The organism is Bacillus sp. FSL L8-0099, from assembly GCF_038006385.1.
GTDB lineage: Bacteria > Bacillota > Bacilli > Bacillales > Bacillaceae_G > Bacillus_A > Bacillus_A toyonensis.
The window spans coordinates 5110199-5128679 of sequence record NZ_JBBOVC010000001.1; the positions used below are offsets into that span (position 1 = coordinate 5110199).

Below are 18481 nucleotides of genomic sequence, written 5' to 3' on the forward strand. Positions count from 1 at the left end.
ATACACATCATCCTATCTAATTCGAAAAGGCTGTTCCAATTTTTTGGAACAGCCTTTTCATTTACTTCTTTACCTTTCTAATCCGCCCTCTTATTTCTCCTTTTTTATGTGATTTCGTATGAACATTTACATATACATTAGCTTGAATAATTTCTTGGAGAAAATGAACAAGGGATTTTCCTTGTAAAGGCCCTTCGAATTCCTCCACATTTACGGCACCAGTAATGCTTCCCTCATTCAAACTAATCCCTTGCTCTAGCGGACCGTATAAATAGAAAACAACGGGACCAATTTGACTGGACTTCCCTAAATGAATTTGACACGACGTGACCTTTTCTATATTTTTTAATATTACCCTGTAATGCAACTTCGTTAAATCATCACTAAAAATAAACTCTGCTACCCCAAAAGCTTCTGTATTTACAGGAGGCAATTCCCTCTTCCCTGTTAACCTAGCAAAAAAGTGTGTTGTCATAGGGCATTCTCCTTATATCAATTTCCCAGCACTTCTTTTACTACTTTATGGTTTACACATAATCATTTATGACTTTTTCAACTTTTAATTACGAAGAAAAGATTCACAAAATCTTTACATAAGAATCATTTCTTTTGCTTTACCACCTCTTGTATAATGCACATAGAAAAAACTTTCTAGGAGGTTACTTTGAAAAATAACAACTACTCTTTTCGATTATTAGTCGAGATTTTTCTCGTCTCATTTAAATTAGGACTTACTTCATTCGGCGGTCCCGTCGCTCATCTTGGTTATTTTCATCATGAATACGTGCAAAAAAGAAAATGGATGGATGAAAAAAGTTACGGAGACTTAGTAGCACTGTGTCAATTCCTTCCTGGTCCCGCTAGTAGTCAAGTCGGTATGGGCGTTGGATTATTAAGGGGCGGGCTATTAGGAGCAATTATCTCTTGGATTGGTTTCACCCTCCCCTCTGTTCTCGTTTTAGTCTTTTTTGCTTCATTCCTTAATCAATTCGAAATTGGAAGTACAGGATGGATTCATGGACTCAAACTTGTAGCAGTCGCAATTGTCGCTCATGCAATATGGGGAATGGCTCAAAAGCTAACTCCGGACCGAAACCGTGCAACAATCGCCATTGTAACTGCCGCGATTGCCTTGTTATGGCCAAGTAGCTGGACACAAATCATTCTCATTTTACTTTCAGGGCTGATCGGCTGGCTTTTATATAAAACTCCTCAAAACGCCCAAGTCTATAAAATACAAATTTCTATTTCAAAAACGATGGCTAGTTCTTGTCTCATTTTATTTTTCGGACTATTACTATTGCTACCAATACTACGACCGCTCTCTCCTCATATCGCATTATTTGATAGCTTTTACCGTTCTGGTTCTCTCGTATTTGGCGGAGGGCACGTCGTACTCCCTCTTCTTGAGAGTGAGTTTGTACAAAACGGGCTGATGACAAAAGAACAATTTTTAGCTGGATACGGATTAACACAAGCGGTGCCAGGACCTCTCTTTACATTTGCTTCTTATATAGGGGCAGTGCTAAACGGAACCACTGGAGCAGTAATCGCAACAATCGCTATCTTCCTTCCTGCCTTTTTGCTCGTTATTGGTGTTTTACCATTTTGGGACAGTGTAAGAAAGGTACCCGCTATACAAGGCGCATTACTCGGTGTTAACGCCTCAGTTGTCGGTATTTTAATTGCCGCTTTTTACGATCCAATTTGGACGAGTACAATTATGAATGCTTCAGATTTTGTCTTTGCATCTCTTCTTTTTGGCTTACTAACTTTTTGGAAAACACCGCCTTGGATTATCGTTATACTCGGGGCTTTTGGTGGATATGTTATATCTATTTTATAAATATAAAAAACGACGGCCACTTAGCCGTCGTTTTCCTATTAAAACTTCACAAGCTCTATTCCTTCAGGTAACTCACTCTCCGTTAAAATACGCAATTCTTTCACACGATCCATTACGTAAGAAGAACGTTTCACAAGCTCTGGATCAATATACGCTGGATGTACCATAATTTCTATCGTTTGTTCATCCTTCACTCTTCCTTTTAACTTGGAAAAGTAATCTTCCGTCACACCATCCGCGTAAAAATCGCTATAAAACACATCAGAAAATGGGCGCACTGCTCTATCTTCCTCACAACGACGAATCGGAACGTTATATTTACTTGCTAACATCTCAAGAACATCGTGTAAAACCTTTAATCCATGCACATGATGATGACTATCTAAATGAGTTGGTGTTAATCCGTAAGATAAAAATTTCTCAATTTGAGCAGTCCATTCTCTCTCAACTTCTTCAGGATTTATATTCCCTTCCCTTACAACACGTTGTTTATGGAACGCCCCATCTTTCCCTACAAGGGATGGTACATCCTTTAAAAGTGGTTCTCCTGCCGTTAATACGAGATGCACACCTACTCCTAACGTTTTATAATCTTTCGCTAAGCGTACGGCATGCTCTGTTCCTGGCATATTCATCATCATTGTCGTTGAGTTTACAAGTCCATTTATATGTCCATCAATAATACCGTAATTTGTACCTTCTGTAAGACCGAAATCATCTGCATTTACAATCAACTTAATCATCATAATACCTCCTATTAGAATAAAAAAAGCGGGCTAAATAGCGCCGCTTTTTACTTCTCTACCTTTTTAAAGAACTGTGGAAGATATTTTTTATGTGCTTCCAACATTTCATCTAAAATTTGTTTTGCAACTTTATCTGACGGTACAAGTGGATTAATTGTCATAGCAAGCAGCGCCTTATGATAATCCCCTGTAACAGCAGCTTCAATTGTTGTGCGCTCAAATGATTTAATTTGCTGTACTAAACCGCGAACTGGTACTGGAAGATCTCCGACCGCAATTGGTTTTGGGCCTTCTTTCGTAATAATACAGTTCACTTCAACAGCAGAATCATGTGGTAAACTTGCAATTGTTCCGTTGTTTCTTGTATTAACAGGCTGGATATCACCTTTATTATTGTAAATAGACGTAATTAAGCTACATGCTGCATCACTGTAATAAGCTCCGCCACGTTTTTCTAATTGTGGTGGCTTAATATCTAAATTCGGGTCTTTATATAACTCGAATAAATCATCTTCTAATTGTTTTACTACTTCTGCACGTGTACCTTTTTCAATTGAAGCTTCTTTCTCTTCTTCTAACATTTCACGTGTTTTGTAGTAATAACGATGATATGGACATGGAATTGCGCGAAGACCGCGAATAAAGTCTGGCTCCCAATTAAGAGCAGCGATATTTTCCATCGTAATTTGCTTTTCTGGATCTGTTACAAGCTCTAACACTCGATCCATTACACTTACTCCATCTAAATATACATCTAATCCGTATACCATATGGTTTAAACCTGCGAAATCAACATGTACACGACTTGCATCTACTTCAAGTAATCTCGCAAGACCCATGCGAATTCCGATTGGAACGTTACATAGACCAACTACTCTTTGAATATTTGTATAGCGAAGGACAGCTTCTGTTACCATACCAGCTGGGTTAGCAAAGTTAATTAACCATGCATTTGGACAAAGTTCCTCCATATCTTTACAAATATCTAAAATAACAGGAATCGTTCTCAGCGCTTTAAATAAACCACCAGGACCATTCGTTTCCTGACCGATTACATCATATTTTAACGGAATTGCTTCATCTTTTGCACGTGCTTCTAATAAACCGACGCGAAGCTGTGTTGTTACGAAGTCAGCACCTTTTAATGCCTCGCGGCGATCAAGTGTTAAATGCACTTCGATTGGTAAACCTGATTTTTTCACCATACGTTTCGCTAAGTTACCAACGATTTCTAACTTTTCTTTTCCTGCCTCAATATCTACTAACCAAATTTCACGAACAGGAAGCTCATCATAACGTTTAATAAATCCTTCAATTAACTCTGGTGTATAACTAGATCCACCGCCGATTGTAGCAATTTTAATTCCAGTCATGCTTTATTCCCCTTTCGCTTCAAGCTTTTTATAAAGATCGATAAACTCTGCTGCTAATTCTTTTACTGTAATCGCATTCATTAAATGATCTTGTGCATGGATTAAAAGAACACTAATCTCTGTTTTTTCTCCTCTTGCTTCTGATTGTATGAGCTCTGTTTGGAAATGATGCGCTTCATTAATCGCTTCTTTCGCCTTTACCATCGCTTCATCTGCTTCTGCCATTTTCCCCTGTTTGGCAAATTGAAGTGCCTCCATTGCAAAGCTTCTTGCATTACCACTATTTAAAATCAATTGGAATGGAATTTGTTCTGCTGTAGTCATCATAATTACCGCCCTCTCTATTATGGTTCAACCGATTTAAATACCCCTTCAGTTTGAACATGTCTATTAAATTATTATTTTATGAATGATAGTTTGGTGTTCTTATAGATGTTTTTCATCTTTTTGAACATGATATAAAGGTAATTGTTCTGACGAGCTATACAAACTCGTCAGAACAACACTTTTTAAAGTGATACTGAATTGTCGTTTCCTTTTGTTTCAGCTTTCGCAGCCTGTACATACGTACGGTCACACATTAATACGAATGGATAGTAAATAACTACCGCGATTGCAAAGTTTACAAGCTGTAGTACAGCACCAGCAATACTTCCGCCCGCTACAAGATAACCACTAAAGATTGGTGGCATTGTCCATGGAACTAAAGCAACTGTTTTTGGTACCCATCCTAAAGAAATTGCTGTATAAGAAGTAATTACTAATACAACTGGTGTAAGTACGAATGGAATGATTAACGCTGGGTTTAATACAATTGGTGTACCGAAAATAACTGGTTCGTTAATATTGAAGAAACCAGGACCGATAGATACGCGACCTACACCACGAAGTTGCGCACTTTTTGCAACAAGCATTACCGCTACTAAGAATGCTAATGTTGCACCTGATCCACCGATGTATACGTATACATCAAAGAATGGCTTTGTGAAAATGTGCGGTACATCATATGCAGACATACCATCGTTAAATAATTTAATGTTCTTTTCTAGTGCTGGTAAATAGATTGGGTCGATAATACCACCGATAATATTAGGACCATGTAATCCGAAGAACCATAATACGTGAATAAGTAATGCGATAATAATTGCACTTGGTAACGTACCTGCTAAACCTTGTAATGGTAATTGAATTGTTTCAAATACGATTTTATGAATACTTGTTCCCGCTAATTTCACAGCTAATTGAATACTTGCTGTTGCGATTAAAATAACGAATGCTGGAACTAATGCTGCGAAGGATTTCATTACTGCTGGTGGAACACCATCTGGCATCTTAATTGTAATATCTCTTTGAACAAAGAACCTGAATACCTCGGTTACAAGAAGAGCTACAATGATAGAAACGAATAAACCTTGTGATCCTGTCCAAGCTAAATCAATACCGCCTTCTTTTGGCGTTGTCGGAGATATAATAATTAATGCACCGAATGTAATAATTGCTGCTGACAACGCGTCTACACCGTAAGATTTCGCTAAATTATAACTTATTCCAACTGCGGCTATGAGAGCTAATATTGCAAAGGACCCTGTCCACATACCACCGCCGATATCTTTCCAAACATCCCCAAATGCACCCTTCATAAGTTTTTGGAATGCATCAACTGGTAGATTATTTATAAGTACTGCAAACGATCCAACTAAAATAAGAGGCATAACTGCGATAAAACCATCACGGATTGCAACTAAATGACGCTGCGATCCGATTCTTCCTGCGACTGGAACTAAATATTTCTCCATAAATGCAATAAATTTTTGCATTTCGCTTCCCCCCTAATTATTTTTTAAGTGTTAGTGCGTGATCTAAAACTGCTTCTCCATTCATCATGCCGTAGTGCATTGAATTAATAACATCAATTCCAACGTTTTTCTCATCAGCAAGCGTTTTCATTGAAGAGAGCATGTAACGAACTTGTGGTCCTAATAATAGTACATCTGCTTGATCGATATTGTTTTTTACTGCATCCCCAGATACAGCCCAAATCTTTCCTTCTAAACCGCGAGCTTTTGCAGCCGCTTCCATTTTTGTAACTAGTAAACTTGTAGACATCCCTGCTGAGCAACATAATAAAATATTCATTTGAAAATCCCCCTTGTGTAGTATAAAAAGTTTATGTTATTTATTTTTCTTTACGCTATTTATCAATGCAATTAGCGTGCCAACTTTTTAAAATCACTAAAATCAGCGCTTTTTCGAGCATTTTCTTTGTGTGTTAACGCTTTCAATTAGTGTGTCCCCCAAAAAAACACACAGTGTGTTATAAAACAATACACTTTTAACACATAACTGTATGAAAATAGATTAGTGTTTAGTTGTCTAGTTGTATTTAAAATAAAAAAACACTAAAAAATTTTTTCAGCTTGAAAATCCAGTAAAAAAATAAACCTCTCTTGAACACACTCTTCTATCTATTGTCCAAGCAAACTCTACTAAATTACATAGAATAAAATAAAATAACACAATTCGAAAGGGGATTCCTATGCCAAAACATAGAAAACAAAGCAAAATAAAGATTTATAGAATAACAAGCTATAAAAAAGACGAGCGCTCTGAATTAGACTCTGACAAATTTGAACTAGAACAGCAGGAAATAGAAAATAAGCAGGACAAGCACGACAAACAAGACAAACAAGACAAACAAGACAAACAGGACAAACAGGACAAACAGGACAAACAAGACAAACAGGACAAACAGGACAAACAAGACAAACAGGACAAACAGGACAAACAGGACAAACAGGACAAACAGGACAAACAGGACAAACAAGATAAACCAGGTAAACCAGGTAAACCAGGTAAACCAGATAAGCACGACAAGCAGGATAAACAAGACAAACAGGACAAGCAAGACAAACAGGACAAACAGGACAAACAAGACAAACAAGACAAACAAGACAAACAGGACAAACAGGACAAACAGGACAAACAGGACAAACAGGACAAACAGGACAAACAGGACAAACAAGATAAACCAGGTAAACCAGATAAACCAGGTAAACCAGATAAACACGACAAACAGGACAAACAGGACAAACAGGACAAACAGGACAAACAGGACAAAAGGACAAACAGGACAAACAAGATAAACAGGACGAACAAGATAAACAGGACGAACAAGATAAACAGGGCGAACAAGATAAACAGGACGAACAAGATAAACAGGACGAACAAGATAAACAGGACGAACAAGATAAACAGGACGAACAAGATAAACAGGACGAACAAGATAAACAGGACGAACACAATAAGCAAACACAATTAGAACCTATAATAGAAACAAACTCGCACAGCTTAGATATATGGGATGAAATTTCTCTAAAAGAAATACAAGCTGGGGAACACACAAATTTATTTGAAGAAAAAAGTGATTATCAAAATATTAATTTAGTACAAGTCAGCGATGTTCGCCTCTATTTGGACAAACAACTACAATTTAGTTCCGTTGATGAGCAAATTTATCATGAAGCACTTGTGCATCCGATTATGTCAAAGGTAATTGATCCAAAACGTGTTCTCATATTAGGCGGTGGCGATGGTCTTGCCTTACGAGAGGTATTGAAATATGAAACAGTATTACATGTAGACCTTGTTGACCTAGACGAGGCAATGATTAATATGGCGCGTAACGTTCCTGAATTAGTTGCTTTGAACAAAAGCGCATTTTTTGATAATCGTGTGAATGCACACGTATGCGATGCAAAAGAGTTTTTGAATTCTCCTTCCTCTTTATACGATGTAATCATCATTGATTTCCCTGATCCAGCGACAGAGTTATTAAGTACTTTATATACAAGCGAACTTTTTGCTCGTATAGCTACATTCTTAACAGAAGATGGTGCTTTCGTCTGCCAATCTAATTCACCTGCTGATGCACCTCTTGTATATTGGAGTATCGGTAATACAATTGAAAATGCCGGCTTAATTGTAAAAAGCTATCATATAATTGTTCCTTCTTTCGGAACTGACTGGGGATTTCATATTGCAGCTAATTCTGCCTATGTACTCGATCAAATTGAGCAATTATACGTAGTACCAACTCCTCGAACATTACCTTCTCTTCTTTTTCCTTTATTTCAATTTAAAGAAGAACATTTAGATCACCGTAATCTCGCTCTTCTAAACTCAGAATCCAATCTTATCCTACATCAATGTTACAAAAAGGAAATGGAGTTTTGACGATATTATAGTAAGGAGTGCTAACCTATGGAATATTCTACTTTCGGTAAGCATATAATAGTAGATTTGTGGGGAGTGGATTTTTCCCTCTTAGATGATATTCACTTTTTAGAACGCCATTTAGTTGTCGCTGCCGACCATTCTGGCGCACATGTTTTAAATGTAAGTACAAAAGAATTCCATCCTTATGGCGTTACAGTATTAGTGTTACTATCAGAAAGCCATCTTTCTATTCACACTTATCCAGAAAAAAACTTTGCAGCAATTGATTGCTATACATGCGGTACAACTGTTGAACCACAAATGGCGATTGATTATATCGTAAATATATTAAAACCGGAGCAGATACAAATAAAAAAATTGATTCGTGGTATAGGAGAAATTGTTACTATCGATTAACTATTTCTCTTACTCATCCGTAAAAAGGAGGATTGCAACTACCATCAGTGGGATGAACACCCCACTGATGGTGCGGGCAAATACATAAAAAAACCTTGCATACGCAAGGTTCATTCATTCACTGACATCTTCCTATATAACTCTACAAATTCACTCGCTAATTCCTTTACTGTAATCGCATTCATTAAATGATCTTGTGCGTGCACCATCAGTAAGGTAACCTCTGTCTTTTCCCCACCAGCCTCTTTTTGTATAAGCTCCGTTTGTACACGATGTGCCTCTTTTAATTCTTCTAGTGCCTCTTGTAATTTAGCTTCAGCTTCTGTAAACGCCCCACGCTTCGCGCAATCAATTGCTTCCATTGAACAACTTCTTGCATTTCCCCCATGCAAGATTAGATGAAAAGCTTTCGTCTCTATCGTATCCATTTTAGTTCTTTACTCCCCCTTTTCTTCAGCTAATTTTTGTTTATCCCATATTTTTAAGAACGGTAAATAAATAAAGAATGCTAGTGCAAAGTTAACAAGTTGCAAAATAACACCTGAAATTTTCCCACCCGATCCTAAATATCCACTAAAAAGAATAGGTGTCGTCCAAGGTACAGCCGCTCCGCTCGGACGAGCAACTAATCCCCATTCCATCGCAAAGTAAGAAACAAGCGTTAATACAACTGGAACTAATATAAATGGAATAAGTAAAAGTGGATTCATTACAATCGGCATGCCGAACGTCACCATTTCATTAATATTAAAAATACCAGGTGCAATGGACAATCGACCAATACTTTTTAATTGCTGACTTCGTGCAAACAATAACATTCCTACAACTAAAGCAAGTGTTGCACCAGAACCACCCATGTAAATCCACAAGTCAAAGAACTGTGCCGTAATTGTATTCGGTACATCTTGACTAGCCTGAAACGCTACGCGATTTTGATCCATTAATGATAACCAAATCGGGCTCATTACACCACCAACAATTGCAGCACCATGAATTCCGCACGCCCAAAGAACATGGACAATAATAACTGCAATTACTGCGCCCCAAAGACTAGCACCAAGTACACTAAGTGGCTCTTGCAGCAGCTTCCCTACAACATTATGAATACTTCCGAAAGTTGTATGTTCAAAAATCAATCTAATGATCCAAACAACTGTCACAACAATAAATCCTGGAATAAGAGCAGCAAATGAACGTGTTACTGCAGGTGGAACTGTCTCAGGCATCTTTATAATCATTTTTTTCTGTACAATAAATCGGTATATTTCAGTAGATATAATTGCAATAATCATCGCTACAAATAAACCTTGGCTTCCCATTAACGCCGCTGGGATTGCTCCATCTACAATCACACTTTCCTTCGTGCTTGGTATAATATATGCAACTTGAAATGGAGTCGCAAGTAAAAATGTCACAAGCGACAATGCCCCGGATGCTAAAGCATCCACTTTATAATACTCTCCAAGTCTGTAAGCGATTCCAAAAACAGCTATTAAAGCCATTATATTAAAAGTTGCACTAACTGGATACCCCAAAGCTTTCTGCCAACTCTCACCAAACAACCCTGCCATAAAATCATTATAACCTGGTATGGGTAATGCACTAATAATAAGAAAAAATGATCCAATAATTAAGAAAGGCATCGTTAAAATAATTCCATCACGTATAGCTTGCAAATGCCTCTGCTCTGCTACCTTTCCTGCTATTGGCATTACATATTTTTCTAAAAACCGTATCATCTATCCCACTCTCCTCATGGTTTCATTGACAAAGCTGCTTGCAAGATAGCCTCCCCATTACAAAGTCCGTAATAGACGGATTGAATGACATCAACAGGTATCCCTTTCCCCTTACATAGTTCTTTCATTTTCGGTAATAAATAACGTACTTGCGGTCCAAGTAAAAGTACATCTGCTTCATCGATGTGACTATTCACTTCAGAACCTGATACAGCCCAAATCTTTACCTCTATCCCTTTTGCCTGTGCTGCTTTCTCCATTTTTGTAACAATCAAACTGGAAGACATTCCCGCTGCACAGCAAAGCAAAATATTCATCCCGCATCCCTCCCCTTTTTTCTAAACCTAAGTTATGGTACATCCCTTGCTACCACTAGGTTACAAATATATATGTCTAGATTTCTAACTGTATGCCGAGCTTAAAAACAAAAATTTCTCGGTTTTCACGCTATTCCATTTATCGGTATTCTTCTAGTAAAGAGGACTCTAACTCGCTATAATAGTTCAGTATGATTTTTTTATAATTGATAGGAGGGTATATTTATGAAGGCATATCGCTTTCCACTTATTTTATTATCTTCTATCCTAATTGGTGGTTTCATTGGTTATTTCATGGGTGCCGATGCAGTTGCTTTAAAGCCACTTGGTGACATTTTCTTAAACTTAATGTTTACGATTGTTGTACCTTTAGTATTCTTTAGCATCGCGTCATCTATTGCTAATATGGATGGATTAAAACGTTTCGGTAAAATTATGTCTAGTATGGCTGGAACTTTCTTATTTACAAGTATTTTAGCTGCTATTTTTATGATTATTGTCGTGAAAGTATTCCCGCCAGCACAAGGCGTTGTATTAGAACTAACACAACCTGACAAAGCTGAAAAAGCAGTGAGTGTTGCGGATCAAATCGTCGGTATCTTAACAGTATCTGACTTCTCGAAGTTACTATCTCGTGAAAATATGTTAGCTCTTATTTTCTTCTCTATCTTAATGGGGGTTGCAACTTCAGCAGTTGGTGAAAAAGGTAAACCATTCGCTACATTCCTACAAGCTGGTGCAGAGATTTCAATGAAAGTCGTATCTTTCATTATGTACTACGCTCCAATCGGACTTGCTGCTTACTTCGCAGCATTAGTTGGCGAATTCGGACCACAACTTCTTGGAACTTACTTCCGAGCAGCAATGGTATACTATCCAGCATCTCTAATTTATTTCTTTGTATTCTTCACTTTCTATGCATACCTTGCAGGTCGCAAACAAGGTGTTCAAATATTTTGGAAGAATATGGTCTCTCCTACAGTTACATCTCTTGCAACTTGTAGCAGTGCCGCAAGTATTCCAGCGAACTTAGAAGCAACGAAAAAAATGGGTATTTCTTCAGACGTTCGTGAAACAGTTGTCCTTCTTGGATCTACACTTCATAAAGACGGCTCTGTTTTAGGCGGGGTATTAAAGATTGCTTTCTTATTCGGTATTTTCAACATGGAATTTGAAGGACCAAAAACATTAGCAATCGCACTTGTCGTTTCTCTATTAGTAGGAACAGTAATGGGTGCTATTCCAGGCGGAGGTATGATTGGGGAAATGTTAATCGTTTCTCTATATGGATTCCCGCCAGAAGCACTGCCAATTATCGCAGCAATTAGTACAATTATTGATCCTCCTGCAACGATGTTAAACGTAACCGCAGATAATGCTTGTGCCGTAATGACAGCTCGCCTTGTAGAAGGTAAAAACTGGATCAAAAATAAATTTGCTTAATAAATAAAAAGAGGATGCTCTAAACGAGCATCCTCTTTTTGTCGTTATTTGTTGATAAGTCGATATCCCTTGTCGAAACGTCGATATATTGAAAAAATCGTTGATATATTTGAAATTATGATAGATATATTCGAAGAATCGTTGATATATTTGAGGTTATAATAGATATATTCGAAAAATCGTTGATATCTCCTCTTGCCACAAATTTGTTAAAATCTTCACAAATATTCCACACCTCTCATCCTTACTCCGTACTATAATCATGTATGGAAAAGGAGATGGAAACAATGACACAAAGCGCACCGGAATTTAAAGTTTTGCAAAGCATTGCATTTCTTGCTGTCGTTTTGCAAAGTTCCTTATTATATACAATGAATCAAGGAAATGTCTTACTTGAACAGTCCCTCATTATGGGTATGCTATTTAATCTCGCAAAGTTTTCAGCACCTGCATTCATATTTATCGTTGGGTTTCACCTAATTCGTCACTATACAAAGCAATTAGTATACAAAGAATATATTTCTGAAAAAGCTACACACTTACTCATTCCTTATTTCTTTTGGTCTATTCTTTACTTATTAACAACAAACGATATTATGACATTACAAGGCGGGATAAAAAGTTTACTACTCGGAACAGCCGCACCGCATCTTTGGTACGTTATTATGATGTTCCAAATTCATTTATTATTCCCTTTACTATGCACACTATTTTATTGGTTTCAAAAACGAACAGAAAATAAAAAAGACATATATAAATATATGACCATCTTTGCTTGTCTATATTTCCTTTTAATGTGGTACTCCTCTCACTACATTTTTAATGGAGAGAAATTGACTAGTTCAACCATTTTACATTATACAGATCGTTCCTTCTTCTTCTACTCGTTCTATTTCGTTATGGGCGGAATCGCTGCTGTATCATTAAAAACTTGGCGTATATTTGTCATGAAACATATCCCGCTTATCACAATATTATTTTTCATCTTATTTTTATTCATCAATTATGAGTTATTTAGTTTTTACGGAGCAAACTCTATTCATTTAACCGTTTCTACTTATTTAAAACCGTCTATGTTTTTATATATCGTTTGTGAAATTATGATACTGTACGTGCTATCTATTACAATCGTACAGCGACGCGGTTTCTTATATAAAGCTTTACGATTTATCGGAAATTACACGTATGGTGCTTATTTAGCTCACTTTTTCTTCTTGCAACTATGTACAAAATTCCTTTCTTTATTCACACTGCAAGAAAACACAATATTATATAGCCTATTATTATTTACAATAACGGCTACAATCTCGATTTCAGCAATGGCCATTTGCAGTACACTACCACTTCATACGTGGATTACAGGACCTTCTCCTACAACAAATATAAAGTGGGCGAAGATCATACTTCGGAAAAATCACGAAAAAGTATGCAAACCATATCTTTGATATAATAGAATTCCATACAAGAAAAGAAAGTAGGATACACCTATGATTAATCAAATTGGACAAATTATGTTATATGTAAATAATCAAGATGAAGCCGTACAATTTTGGACTGAGACAGTAGGATTCCAAATTATTGCGGAAGAAAATAACGGAAAAGGATTCCGCTGGATTGAAATTGCACCGGCGAAAGAAGCAGGAACAAGCATCGTCCTTCACGATAAAGCGTTAATCGTGAAGATGCAACCTGAACTAAATCTTAATACACCTTCACTTATGTTCTTCTCAAATAACTTAGACCGTCTATATAAAGACCTTTCTGAGAAAAATGTCACAGTTGGACAAGTTGTAAATTTACCTACTGGTAAAGCATTTAATTTTGCTGATAATGAAAATAATTACTTTGCGGTAATGGAACGAAAATAAAAAAGAAGCTATCCGAAAAAATCGGATAGCTTCTTTCATTTTAAGAAACTTGTTCTGTATTCGTTTCTCTATGCTGTATATGACTCGTAATCCAAGCAATTCCACCAGCAACAACGAGGTAACATAACAATATTAAAATTTGCATTCGTAATTGCGACCAATCCCCTAAAGAAATAACATCTTGTAATCCTCTAAGAGAATGTGACATTGGAAGAAACTGTCCGATTTTGCTAAGAACAGCTACGTTTAATTCTCCTGGGAAAGTCCCCCCACTCGTCGCTAATTGCAAGACGAGAAGTGTTACTGCCGCGAATTTCCCAACAAGACCAAATACCGTTACTAACATAAGAATAAACGTCATGAACGTAAAGGAAATAACAATACTTGATAAAACAAAGAGCGGTACACTTGCAACTTCTAATTTCATGGCTCCTAGCACAACAACATCTACAAGTAGCGCTTGAATGAGCCCAATTAAATATACTAATCCTAGTTTATTAATAAAGTGTACCGTTCCACTTACCTTCATATTTTGTCTACGGCCAAGCGGTAAAATATTTGATGCCATAATTCCGCCGACATAAAATGCAAGTGATAAGAAATATGGTGCAATACCTGAACCGTAGTTAGGTACGTCAGAAACTGTTGACTTCACTAATTGAACTGGCTCCGAGAACATCGTATTGCGTGCATCATCATTGCGAACATCCGCTATCTTCTCTGCGCCCTCTCCTAATTTCGTAGCAAGTTCTTTCGCACCGTCGTCAAGTTTAACAAGGCCATTCACTAACTTGCCAGCGCCATTATTCAGCTCTGTTCCACCACTCGCAAGCTGATTTACACCTTCTTGTAATGATGTAAATCCATTGCCCCACTTCGTAAATCCATCAGCTAGATTTGCCGCACCATCTGCTATCTTTTTCGTTCCAGCAGTAGCTTCATTTAACTTAACTCCGAGTGTATTCATGCCTTCTTCAACTTTAAGCTGACCGTCAGCAAGCTTCTTCGCGCCTTGTGTCAATTGTTGTTGGCCATTATTTAAAGTATTTGTTGCTTTAGCTAACCCATTAGAAGTAGCAACGATTTTTTGAAAAGCAGGATCTTGCTGTGCTTCTGGATGACTTTTCATGTACTCCTCTAATTGCTTCTTCACACTACTTGCCGCATCATCCGCTTTCACTTGTCCCTCAGCAAGTTTCTCGCTTCCGTTCACCCATTCATTTGTACCAGCACTTAATTCACTAACTCCTGATTGTAAAGTTCCTTCACCTTGCGCTAGTAATTCCAAACCACTATGAAGTGATGTCGCTCCTTGACTTAGCTCATTTGCTCCCCCGGTTAAAGCAGATTGACTGGATGCAAGCTTGTCACTTCCTTCTTTCAATTTCGATGTCCCGTCACTTAAACGATCAATACCATCCGCAAGCCGATTTGCTCCATTTTTTGCATCGGTCGTTCCTTCATGTAACTTCTCAGCCCCATTACTTGCATCACTCAATCCTTGTGCCAAATCTTGAAACTTTGAAAAGACACCTTCTGTATAAGATTTCGTAATACTGTTTGAGATTTTTGTTTTCATATTTTCAACAGCTGTCGTTCCAATTTGAGCTGCTACAAAGTTTTTACCTGGATTTACTTTGTACTGCAATTGTGCCGGTTCTGGTTTCTCATCCATAAGTGTACTTACTTTTTTAGAGAAATCTTCCGGAATCGTAACAACCATATAATACTTATCTTCTTTTAACCCTTCATCAGCATTTTTTTCTGATACGAAATGAAAAGCCAGTTCCTTATTCTCTTTTAAATTTTTAACAAAGTCGTCTCCTGCATGAATTGTTTTTTCATCCATTGCAGCACCTTTATCTAAATTCACAACTGCAACAGGTAATTTATCTAATCGTCCGTATGGATCCCAATATCCAGCTAAAAAGAATCCCGAATAAATTAAAGGAACGATTAATAAAAAAATTAAAGCGATACGTCCATGTTTATGGTGCCACATCGCTTTCCAATCTTTAAATATAAGTTTAATACCCTTCATGAAACATACTCCTTCTCCTAATTTAACACCATTAGAATGGTTTAACAGATTTACTATACACGTCCATTTTCATACTGTATAATACATCTTTAATTATCAATTCATTCCCTTTGGTCTATAGAAAGGAGAGTCAAAATGGAACTGCTCCAATTAAAATACTTTCAAACAGTCGCACGACTAGAACATATGACAAAAGCAGCTGAAGAATTGCATATCGCGCAGCCTTCACTCAGTAAAACAATTGCTAGACTAGAAAAAGACTTAGGCGTTCCGTTATTTGATCGCCAAGGTCGACAAATTACATTAAACTCTTTCGGGAAAGTATTCTTAAAACGAGTAGAGCGCATTTTTCATGAATTAAGTGAAGGCGAACGAGAAATTAAAGATTTAGCTAACTTACAACAAAGCTCTATTACGCTGGCCGTTTCTATTCCAAGAATATTACCAGAACTACTCGGTTCTTTTTTACTAGAACATCCTAATGTTAGATTCCAACAGTTTCTCGCATCTACTCCTTCTATGAAACGACAACTAGATAATATAGAAATTGACTTTTGCATTTCTTCTGTGCCAATTGAAGGCGAGGAAATGGTTTGGGAACCACTTATTACAGAAGAAATTTTCTTAGTCGTCCCTTCAGGCCACCGTTTATCAGGACGTGAAAGTATCTATCTTCATGAAGTAAAGGACGAACCGTTTATTAGTATGAACACTGGTTATGGATTTCGACACTTAACAGATGAATTTTGTAAAGAAGCTGGCTTCACTCCACATATCGCTTTTGAAGTAGATGAACCAACCGTGATTAGCGACCTTATTAAGCAAGGTCTCGGCATCGCTTTTGTCCCAAGTTTAACTTTATTAAAAAACTCTACTTTAGCATTAAATAAATTACGTATTATTGAACCGAATTGCGAGCGAACCATCGGCTTAAGTTGGTCGAAGAAACGCTATCTATCAAAAACTGCCCAGCAATTCCGTGAATTCGTGATTGACTACTTCTCCAATATTAGGTCATAAAATTATATCGATCATAACTTCAAATATATCGACGTTTCGCCAAGAAATATTGATTTATCAACAAATAACGACACAAATAGAAGGTGCCACCCCCATAGGATGGCACCTTCTATTTCTTACTCTTCTCTAATTCCATTTCAGCTAAAAGTGGTAGTACATTATCAAAAATATGCGTATTATTATTTTCGCCTGTTACGTACCCACCGTAATATCTACTAAATACATTATCATTTCGGAATGTGGCCATATGTTCATACAATTCCGTCGCAAACTTTGTATCACCTGTTTGTAGTACGTACAAAATCGTTAATCCGTAAGCAGCTGGTGATTCATAATCCACAGTTTGTTTTCCCGTTTCTAAATTATAACGGCCGTATAACTTTCCGTCCTTCTGGAACTTCTTCTTTATGAATTCCAAATAAGCATCTGATGAAAGACCACCTAGACTACGATGATATGCAACGTATGATTGGTCAATAAGATTCACTTCTTTATCGTACGTAAATGTACCATCTTCCTTATACTCTTTCGGGAATGCCCAGCCATGTCTTGGATAATTCGCTAGAAATTGAACCACTTCTTGATACTGCTCAGCAGAAACTTTTCCATACTTTTTCATGTACGAGAATGCATGCGGATTTATGTATGATGTTGTTGCAAAACCACTTTGCTTCCCTGCATCCGCGTCATAATAATCAACGTAATAATTATCTTTCTTATTGTAACGAAGTACAGCATCACTCAATTGATCTGCAAGATTTTTATAACGATCTTCCTTATACATTTCATAAGCACGATATAATTGTTCTATAATACGAAGATCATCTATAAGTGCATTTGTAGCTGACTGCATTTCTCCCTTTTCAGAGACTTTCCATAAAACGATACGATCCTTATGTACAAAGTTATTTTGAACGACCTTTACTTGTTCATCAAATAACGCTTGATCATCTTTATCCAATGTATATTGTAGCCATAGCCCTGCCGATTCTGATAAAGCTTCACGGCCTTTCGCTTCCCCAGTACCTGCCTTTGTATCTTCTAAACGGTAGGTGGCAAGTGTCCCATTTTCATTCACCATATGTCTTAAAATAAAATGTTCCGTACGGTTTCCTTGTAAGGCTGACCAAAATACAATTCCACCTAAGGCGATTAAGAGAATAACTCCAATCCCTATATATAAACGTTTCCGCAATCTTTTCACCTCCCTAATAAGGCTAACCTTAATTTTACCAGAACATACGTAAATTAAAAAAGACAATCTATTAGATTGTCTCCCGCATTTCTACCCCTCACAAACCTCTTTAGAAGGTCTATATAGTGATTCCACAAGTCGGTCATATTCACGACGTGTAATTTCTTTATTATACAACTTCAATAATAAATCTCTATGCTCTTTTGAAAACGCCATCTTTTTAATGACTTCAGGATACATAAAACACCCTCTCCATTTCAC

At 37.1% G+C, this 18481-nt stretch carries 18 protein-coding genes and 1 pseudogene; 7 read left to right on the forward strand and 12 right to left on the reverse strand.

Annotation, left to right across the window (positions count from 1 at the left end):
* Window positions 1–61: 61 nt before the first annotated feature.
* A complete protein-coding gene (gene exsM / locus MHH42_RS26205) occupies window positions 62–475 on the reverse strand; it encodes an exosporium regulatory protein ExsM (RefSeq protein ID WP_000207041.1) in 414 nt (137 codons plus the stop codon).
* A 189-nt stretch (window positions 476–664) separates the two neighbouring features.
* On the opposite strand from exsM, the gene MHH42_RS26210 reads away from it, so the two are divergent.
* Window positions 665–1846: a chromate transporter gene (locus MHH42_RS26210; RefSeq protein ID WP_016107250.1), complete on the forward strand. Its 1182-nt coding sequence runs from the start codon at window positions 665–667 to the stop codon at window positions 1844–1846.
* Between the two features lie 38 nt (window positions 1847–1884).
* Here MHH42_RS26210 and chbG read toward each other — a convergent pair whose 3' ends face one another.
* From chbG to MHH42_RS26235, 5 genes are all read right to left on the reverse strand, one after another.
* A complete protein-coding gene (chbG, locus tag MHH42_RS26215; RefSeq protein ID WP_000593458.1) occupies window positions 1885–2589 on the reverse strand; it encodes a chitin disaccharide deacetylase in 705 nt (234 codons plus the stop codon).
* A gap of 50 nt (window positions 2590–2639) precedes the next feature.
* Window positions 2640–3965: a 6-phospho-beta-glucosidase gene (gene celF / locus MHH42_RS26220; protein ID WP_016107251.1), complete on the reverse strand. Its 1326-nt coding sequence runs from the start codon at window positions 3963–3965 to the stop codon at window positions 2640–2642.
* Window positions 3966–3968: 3 nt separating this feature from the next.
* Entirely contained in the window at window positions 3969–4292 is a 324-nt protein-coding gene (locus tag MHH42_RS26225) for a PTS lactose/cellobiose transporter subunit IIA (protein ID WP_000989050.1), read from the reverse strand.
* A 182-nt stretch (window positions 4293–4474) separates the two neighbouring features.
* On the reverse strand, window positions 4475–5782 hold the full coding sequence (celB, locus tag MHH42_RS26230) for a PTS cellobiose transporter subunit IIC (RefSeq protein WP_001168852.1): 1308 nt from the start codon (window positions 5780–5782) through the stop codon (window positions 4475–4477).
* Window positions 5783–5798: 16 nt separating this feature from the next.
* Window positions 5799–6101 (reverse strand): PTS sugar transporter subunit IIB, encoded by a 303-nt coding sequence (locus MHH42_RS26235; protein WP_340894577.1) that lies wholly within the window; start codon window positions 6099–6101, stop codon window positions 5799–5801.
* A gap of 754 nt (window positions 6102–6855) precedes the next feature.
* On the opposite strand from MHH42_RS26235, the pseudogene MHH42_RS26245 reads away from it, so the two are divergent.
* A pseudogene (locus MHH42_RS26245) lies at window positions 6856–8198 on the forward strand (polyamine aminopropyltransferase); the annotation flags it as partial.
* Between the two features lie 27 nt (window positions 8199–8225).
* Entirely contained in the window at window positions 8226–8597 is a 372-nt protein-coding gene (gene speD, locus MHH42_RS26250; protein ID WP_000456812.1) for an adenosylmethionine decarboxylase, read from the forward strand.
* 110 nt (window positions 8598–8707) lie between these two features.
* Here speD and MHH42_RS26255 read toward each other — a convergent pair whose 3' ends face one another.
* From MHH42_RS26255 to MHH42_RS26265, 3 genes are read right to left on the reverse strand one after another with little or no spacing between them, the layout of a single operon-like run.
* Complete coding sequence (locus MHH42_RS26255) at window positions 8708–9025, reverse strand: PTS lactose/cellobiose transporter subunit IIA (protein WP_000379629.1); 318 nt, start codon at window positions 9023–9025, stop codon at window positions 8708–8710.
* Window positions 9026–9034: 9 nt separating this feature from the next.
* Window positions 9035–10336 (reverse strand): PTS cellobiose transporter subunit IIC, encoded by a 1302-nt coding sequence (gene celB, locus MHH42_RS26260; protein ID WP_000617766.1) that lies wholly within the window; start codon window positions 10334–10336, stop codon window positions 9035–9037.
* Between the two features lie 14 nt (window positions 10337–10350).
* The gene (locus tag MHH42_RS26265; RefSeq protein WP_098129593.1) at window positions 10351–10653 is read right to left on the reverse strand and encodes a PTS sugar transporter subunit IIB; all 303 of its coding nucleotides are present in this window, start codon (window positions 10651–10653) and stop codon (window positions 10351–10353) included.
* A 225-nt stretch (window positions 10654–10878) separates the two neighbouring features.
* Here MHH42_RS26265 and MHH42_RS26270 point away from each other — a divergent pair, with 225 nt between their 5' ends.
* The 3 genes from MHH42_RS26270 to MHH42_RS26280 all read left to right on the forward strand — a co-directional run bounded on the left by MHH42_RS26270 (window position 10879) and on the right by MHH42_RS26280 (window position 13964).
* Window positions 10879–12096, forward strand: coding sequence for a dicarboxylate/amino acid:cation symporter (locus MHH42_RS26270; RefSeq protein ID WP_000649372.1), 1218 nt, complete (start codon window positions 10879–10881; stop codon window positions 12094–12096).
* Between the two features lie 287 nt (window positions 12097–12383).
* Complete coding sequence (locus MHH42_RS26275; RefSeq protein ID WP_000194326.1) at window positions 12384–13541, forward strand: acyltransferase; 1158 nt, start codon at window positions 12384–12386, stop codon at window positions 13539–13541.
* Window positions 13542–13583: 42 nt separating this feature from the next.
* Entirely contained in the window at window positions 13584–13964 is a 381-nt protein-coding gene (locus tag MHH42_RS26280) for a VOC family protein (RefSeq protein ID WP_098129594.1), read from the forward strand.
* A gap of 40 nt (window positions 13965–14004) precedes the next feature.
* On the opposite strand, the gene MHH42_RS26285 is transcribed toward MHH42_RS26280, so the two are convergent.
* The gene (locus MHH42_RS26285) at window positions 14005–16005 is read right to left on the reverse strand and encodes a YhgE/Pip domain-containing protein (protein ID WP_016107255.1); all 2001 of its coding nucleotides are present in this window, start codon (window positions 16003–16005) and stop codon (window positions 14005–14007) included.
* Between the two features lie 135 nt (window positions 16006–16140).
* On the opposite strand from MHH42_RS26285, the gene MHH42_RS26290 reads away from it, so the two are divergent.
* A complete protein-coding gene (locus MHH42_RS26290; RefSeq protein WP_016107256.1) occupies window positions 16141–17025 on the forward strand; it encodes a LysR family transcriptional regulator in 885 nt (294 codons plus the stop codon).
* Between the two features lie 109 nt (window positions 17026–17134).
* Here the strand turns inward: MHH42_RS26290 and MHH42_RS26295 are convergent, their stop codons facing one another.
* Together MHH42_RS26295 and MHH42_RS26300 are read right to left on the reverse strand one after the other, a co-directional pair.
* Window positions 17135–18220 (reverse strand): hypothetical protein, encoded by a 1086-nt coding sequence (locus MHH42_RS26295; protein ID WP_001231684.1) that lies wholly within the window; start codon window positions 18218–18220, stop codon window positions 17135–17137.
* 90 nt (window positions 18221–18310) lie between these two features.
* Window positions 18311–18481 (reverse strand): adhesin, encoded by a 171-nt coding sequence (locus MHH42_RS26300; RefSeq protein ID WP_131710459.1) that lies wholly within the window; start codon window positions 18479–18481, stop codon window positions 18311–18313.

Coding starts and splice junctions, on each gene's coding strand:
- exsM (WP_000207041.1), bottom strand. CDS start 475: ATGACAACACACTTTTTTGCTAGGTTAACAGGGAAGAGGGAATTGCCT.
- chbG (WP_000593458.1), bottom strand. CDS start 2,589: ATGATTAAGTTGATTGTAAATGCAGATGATTTCGGTCTTACAGAAGGT.
- celF (WP_016107251.1), bottom strand. CDS start 3,965: ATGACTGGAATTAAAATTGCTACAATCGGCGGTGGATCTAGTTATACA.
- MHH42_RS26225 (WP_000989050.1), bottom strand. CDS start 4,292: ATGATGACTACAGCAGAACAAATTCCATTCCAATTGATTTTAAATAGT.
- celB (WP_001168852.1), bottom strand. CDS start 5,782: ATGCAAAAATTTATTGCATTTATGGAGAAATATTTAGTTCCAGTCGCA.
- MHH42_RS26235 (WP_340894577.1), bottom strand. CDS start 6,101: ATGAATATTTTATTATGTTGCTCAGCAGGGATGTCTACAAGTTTACTA.
- speD (WP_000456812.1), top strand. CDS start 8,226: ATGGAATATTCTACTTTCGGTAAGCATATAATAGTAGATTTGTGGGGA.
- MHH42_RS26255 (WP_000379629.1), bottom strand. CDS start 9,025: ATGGATACGATAGAGACGAAAGCTTTTCATCTAATCTTGCATGGGGGA.
- celB (WP_000617766.1), bottom strand. CDS start 10,336: ATGATACGGTTTTTAGAAAAATATGTAATGCCAATAGCAGGAAAGGTA.
- MHH42_RS26265 (WP_098129593.1), bottom strand. CDS start 10,653: ATGAATATTTTGCTTTGCTGTGCAGCGGGAATGTCTTCCAGTTTGATT.
- MHH42_RS26270 (WP_000649372.1), top strand. CDS start 10,879: ATGAAGGCATATCGCTTTCCACTTATTTTATTATCTTCTATCCTAATT.
- MHH42_RS26275 (WP_000194326.1), top strand. CDS start 12,384: ATGACACAAAGCGCACCGGAATTTAAAGTTTTGCAAAGCATTGCATTT.
- MHH42_RS26280 (WP_098129594.1), top strand. CDS start 13,584: ATGATTAATCAAATTGGACAAATTATGTTATATGTAAATAATCAAGAT.
- MHH42_RS26285 (WP_016107255.1), bottom strand. CDS start 16,005: ATGAAGGGTATTAAACTTATATTTAAAGATTGGAAAGCGATGTGGCAC.
- MHH42_RS26290 (WP_016107256.1), top strand. CDS start 16,141: ATGGAACTGCTCCAATTAAAATACTTTCAAACAGTCGCACGACTAGAA.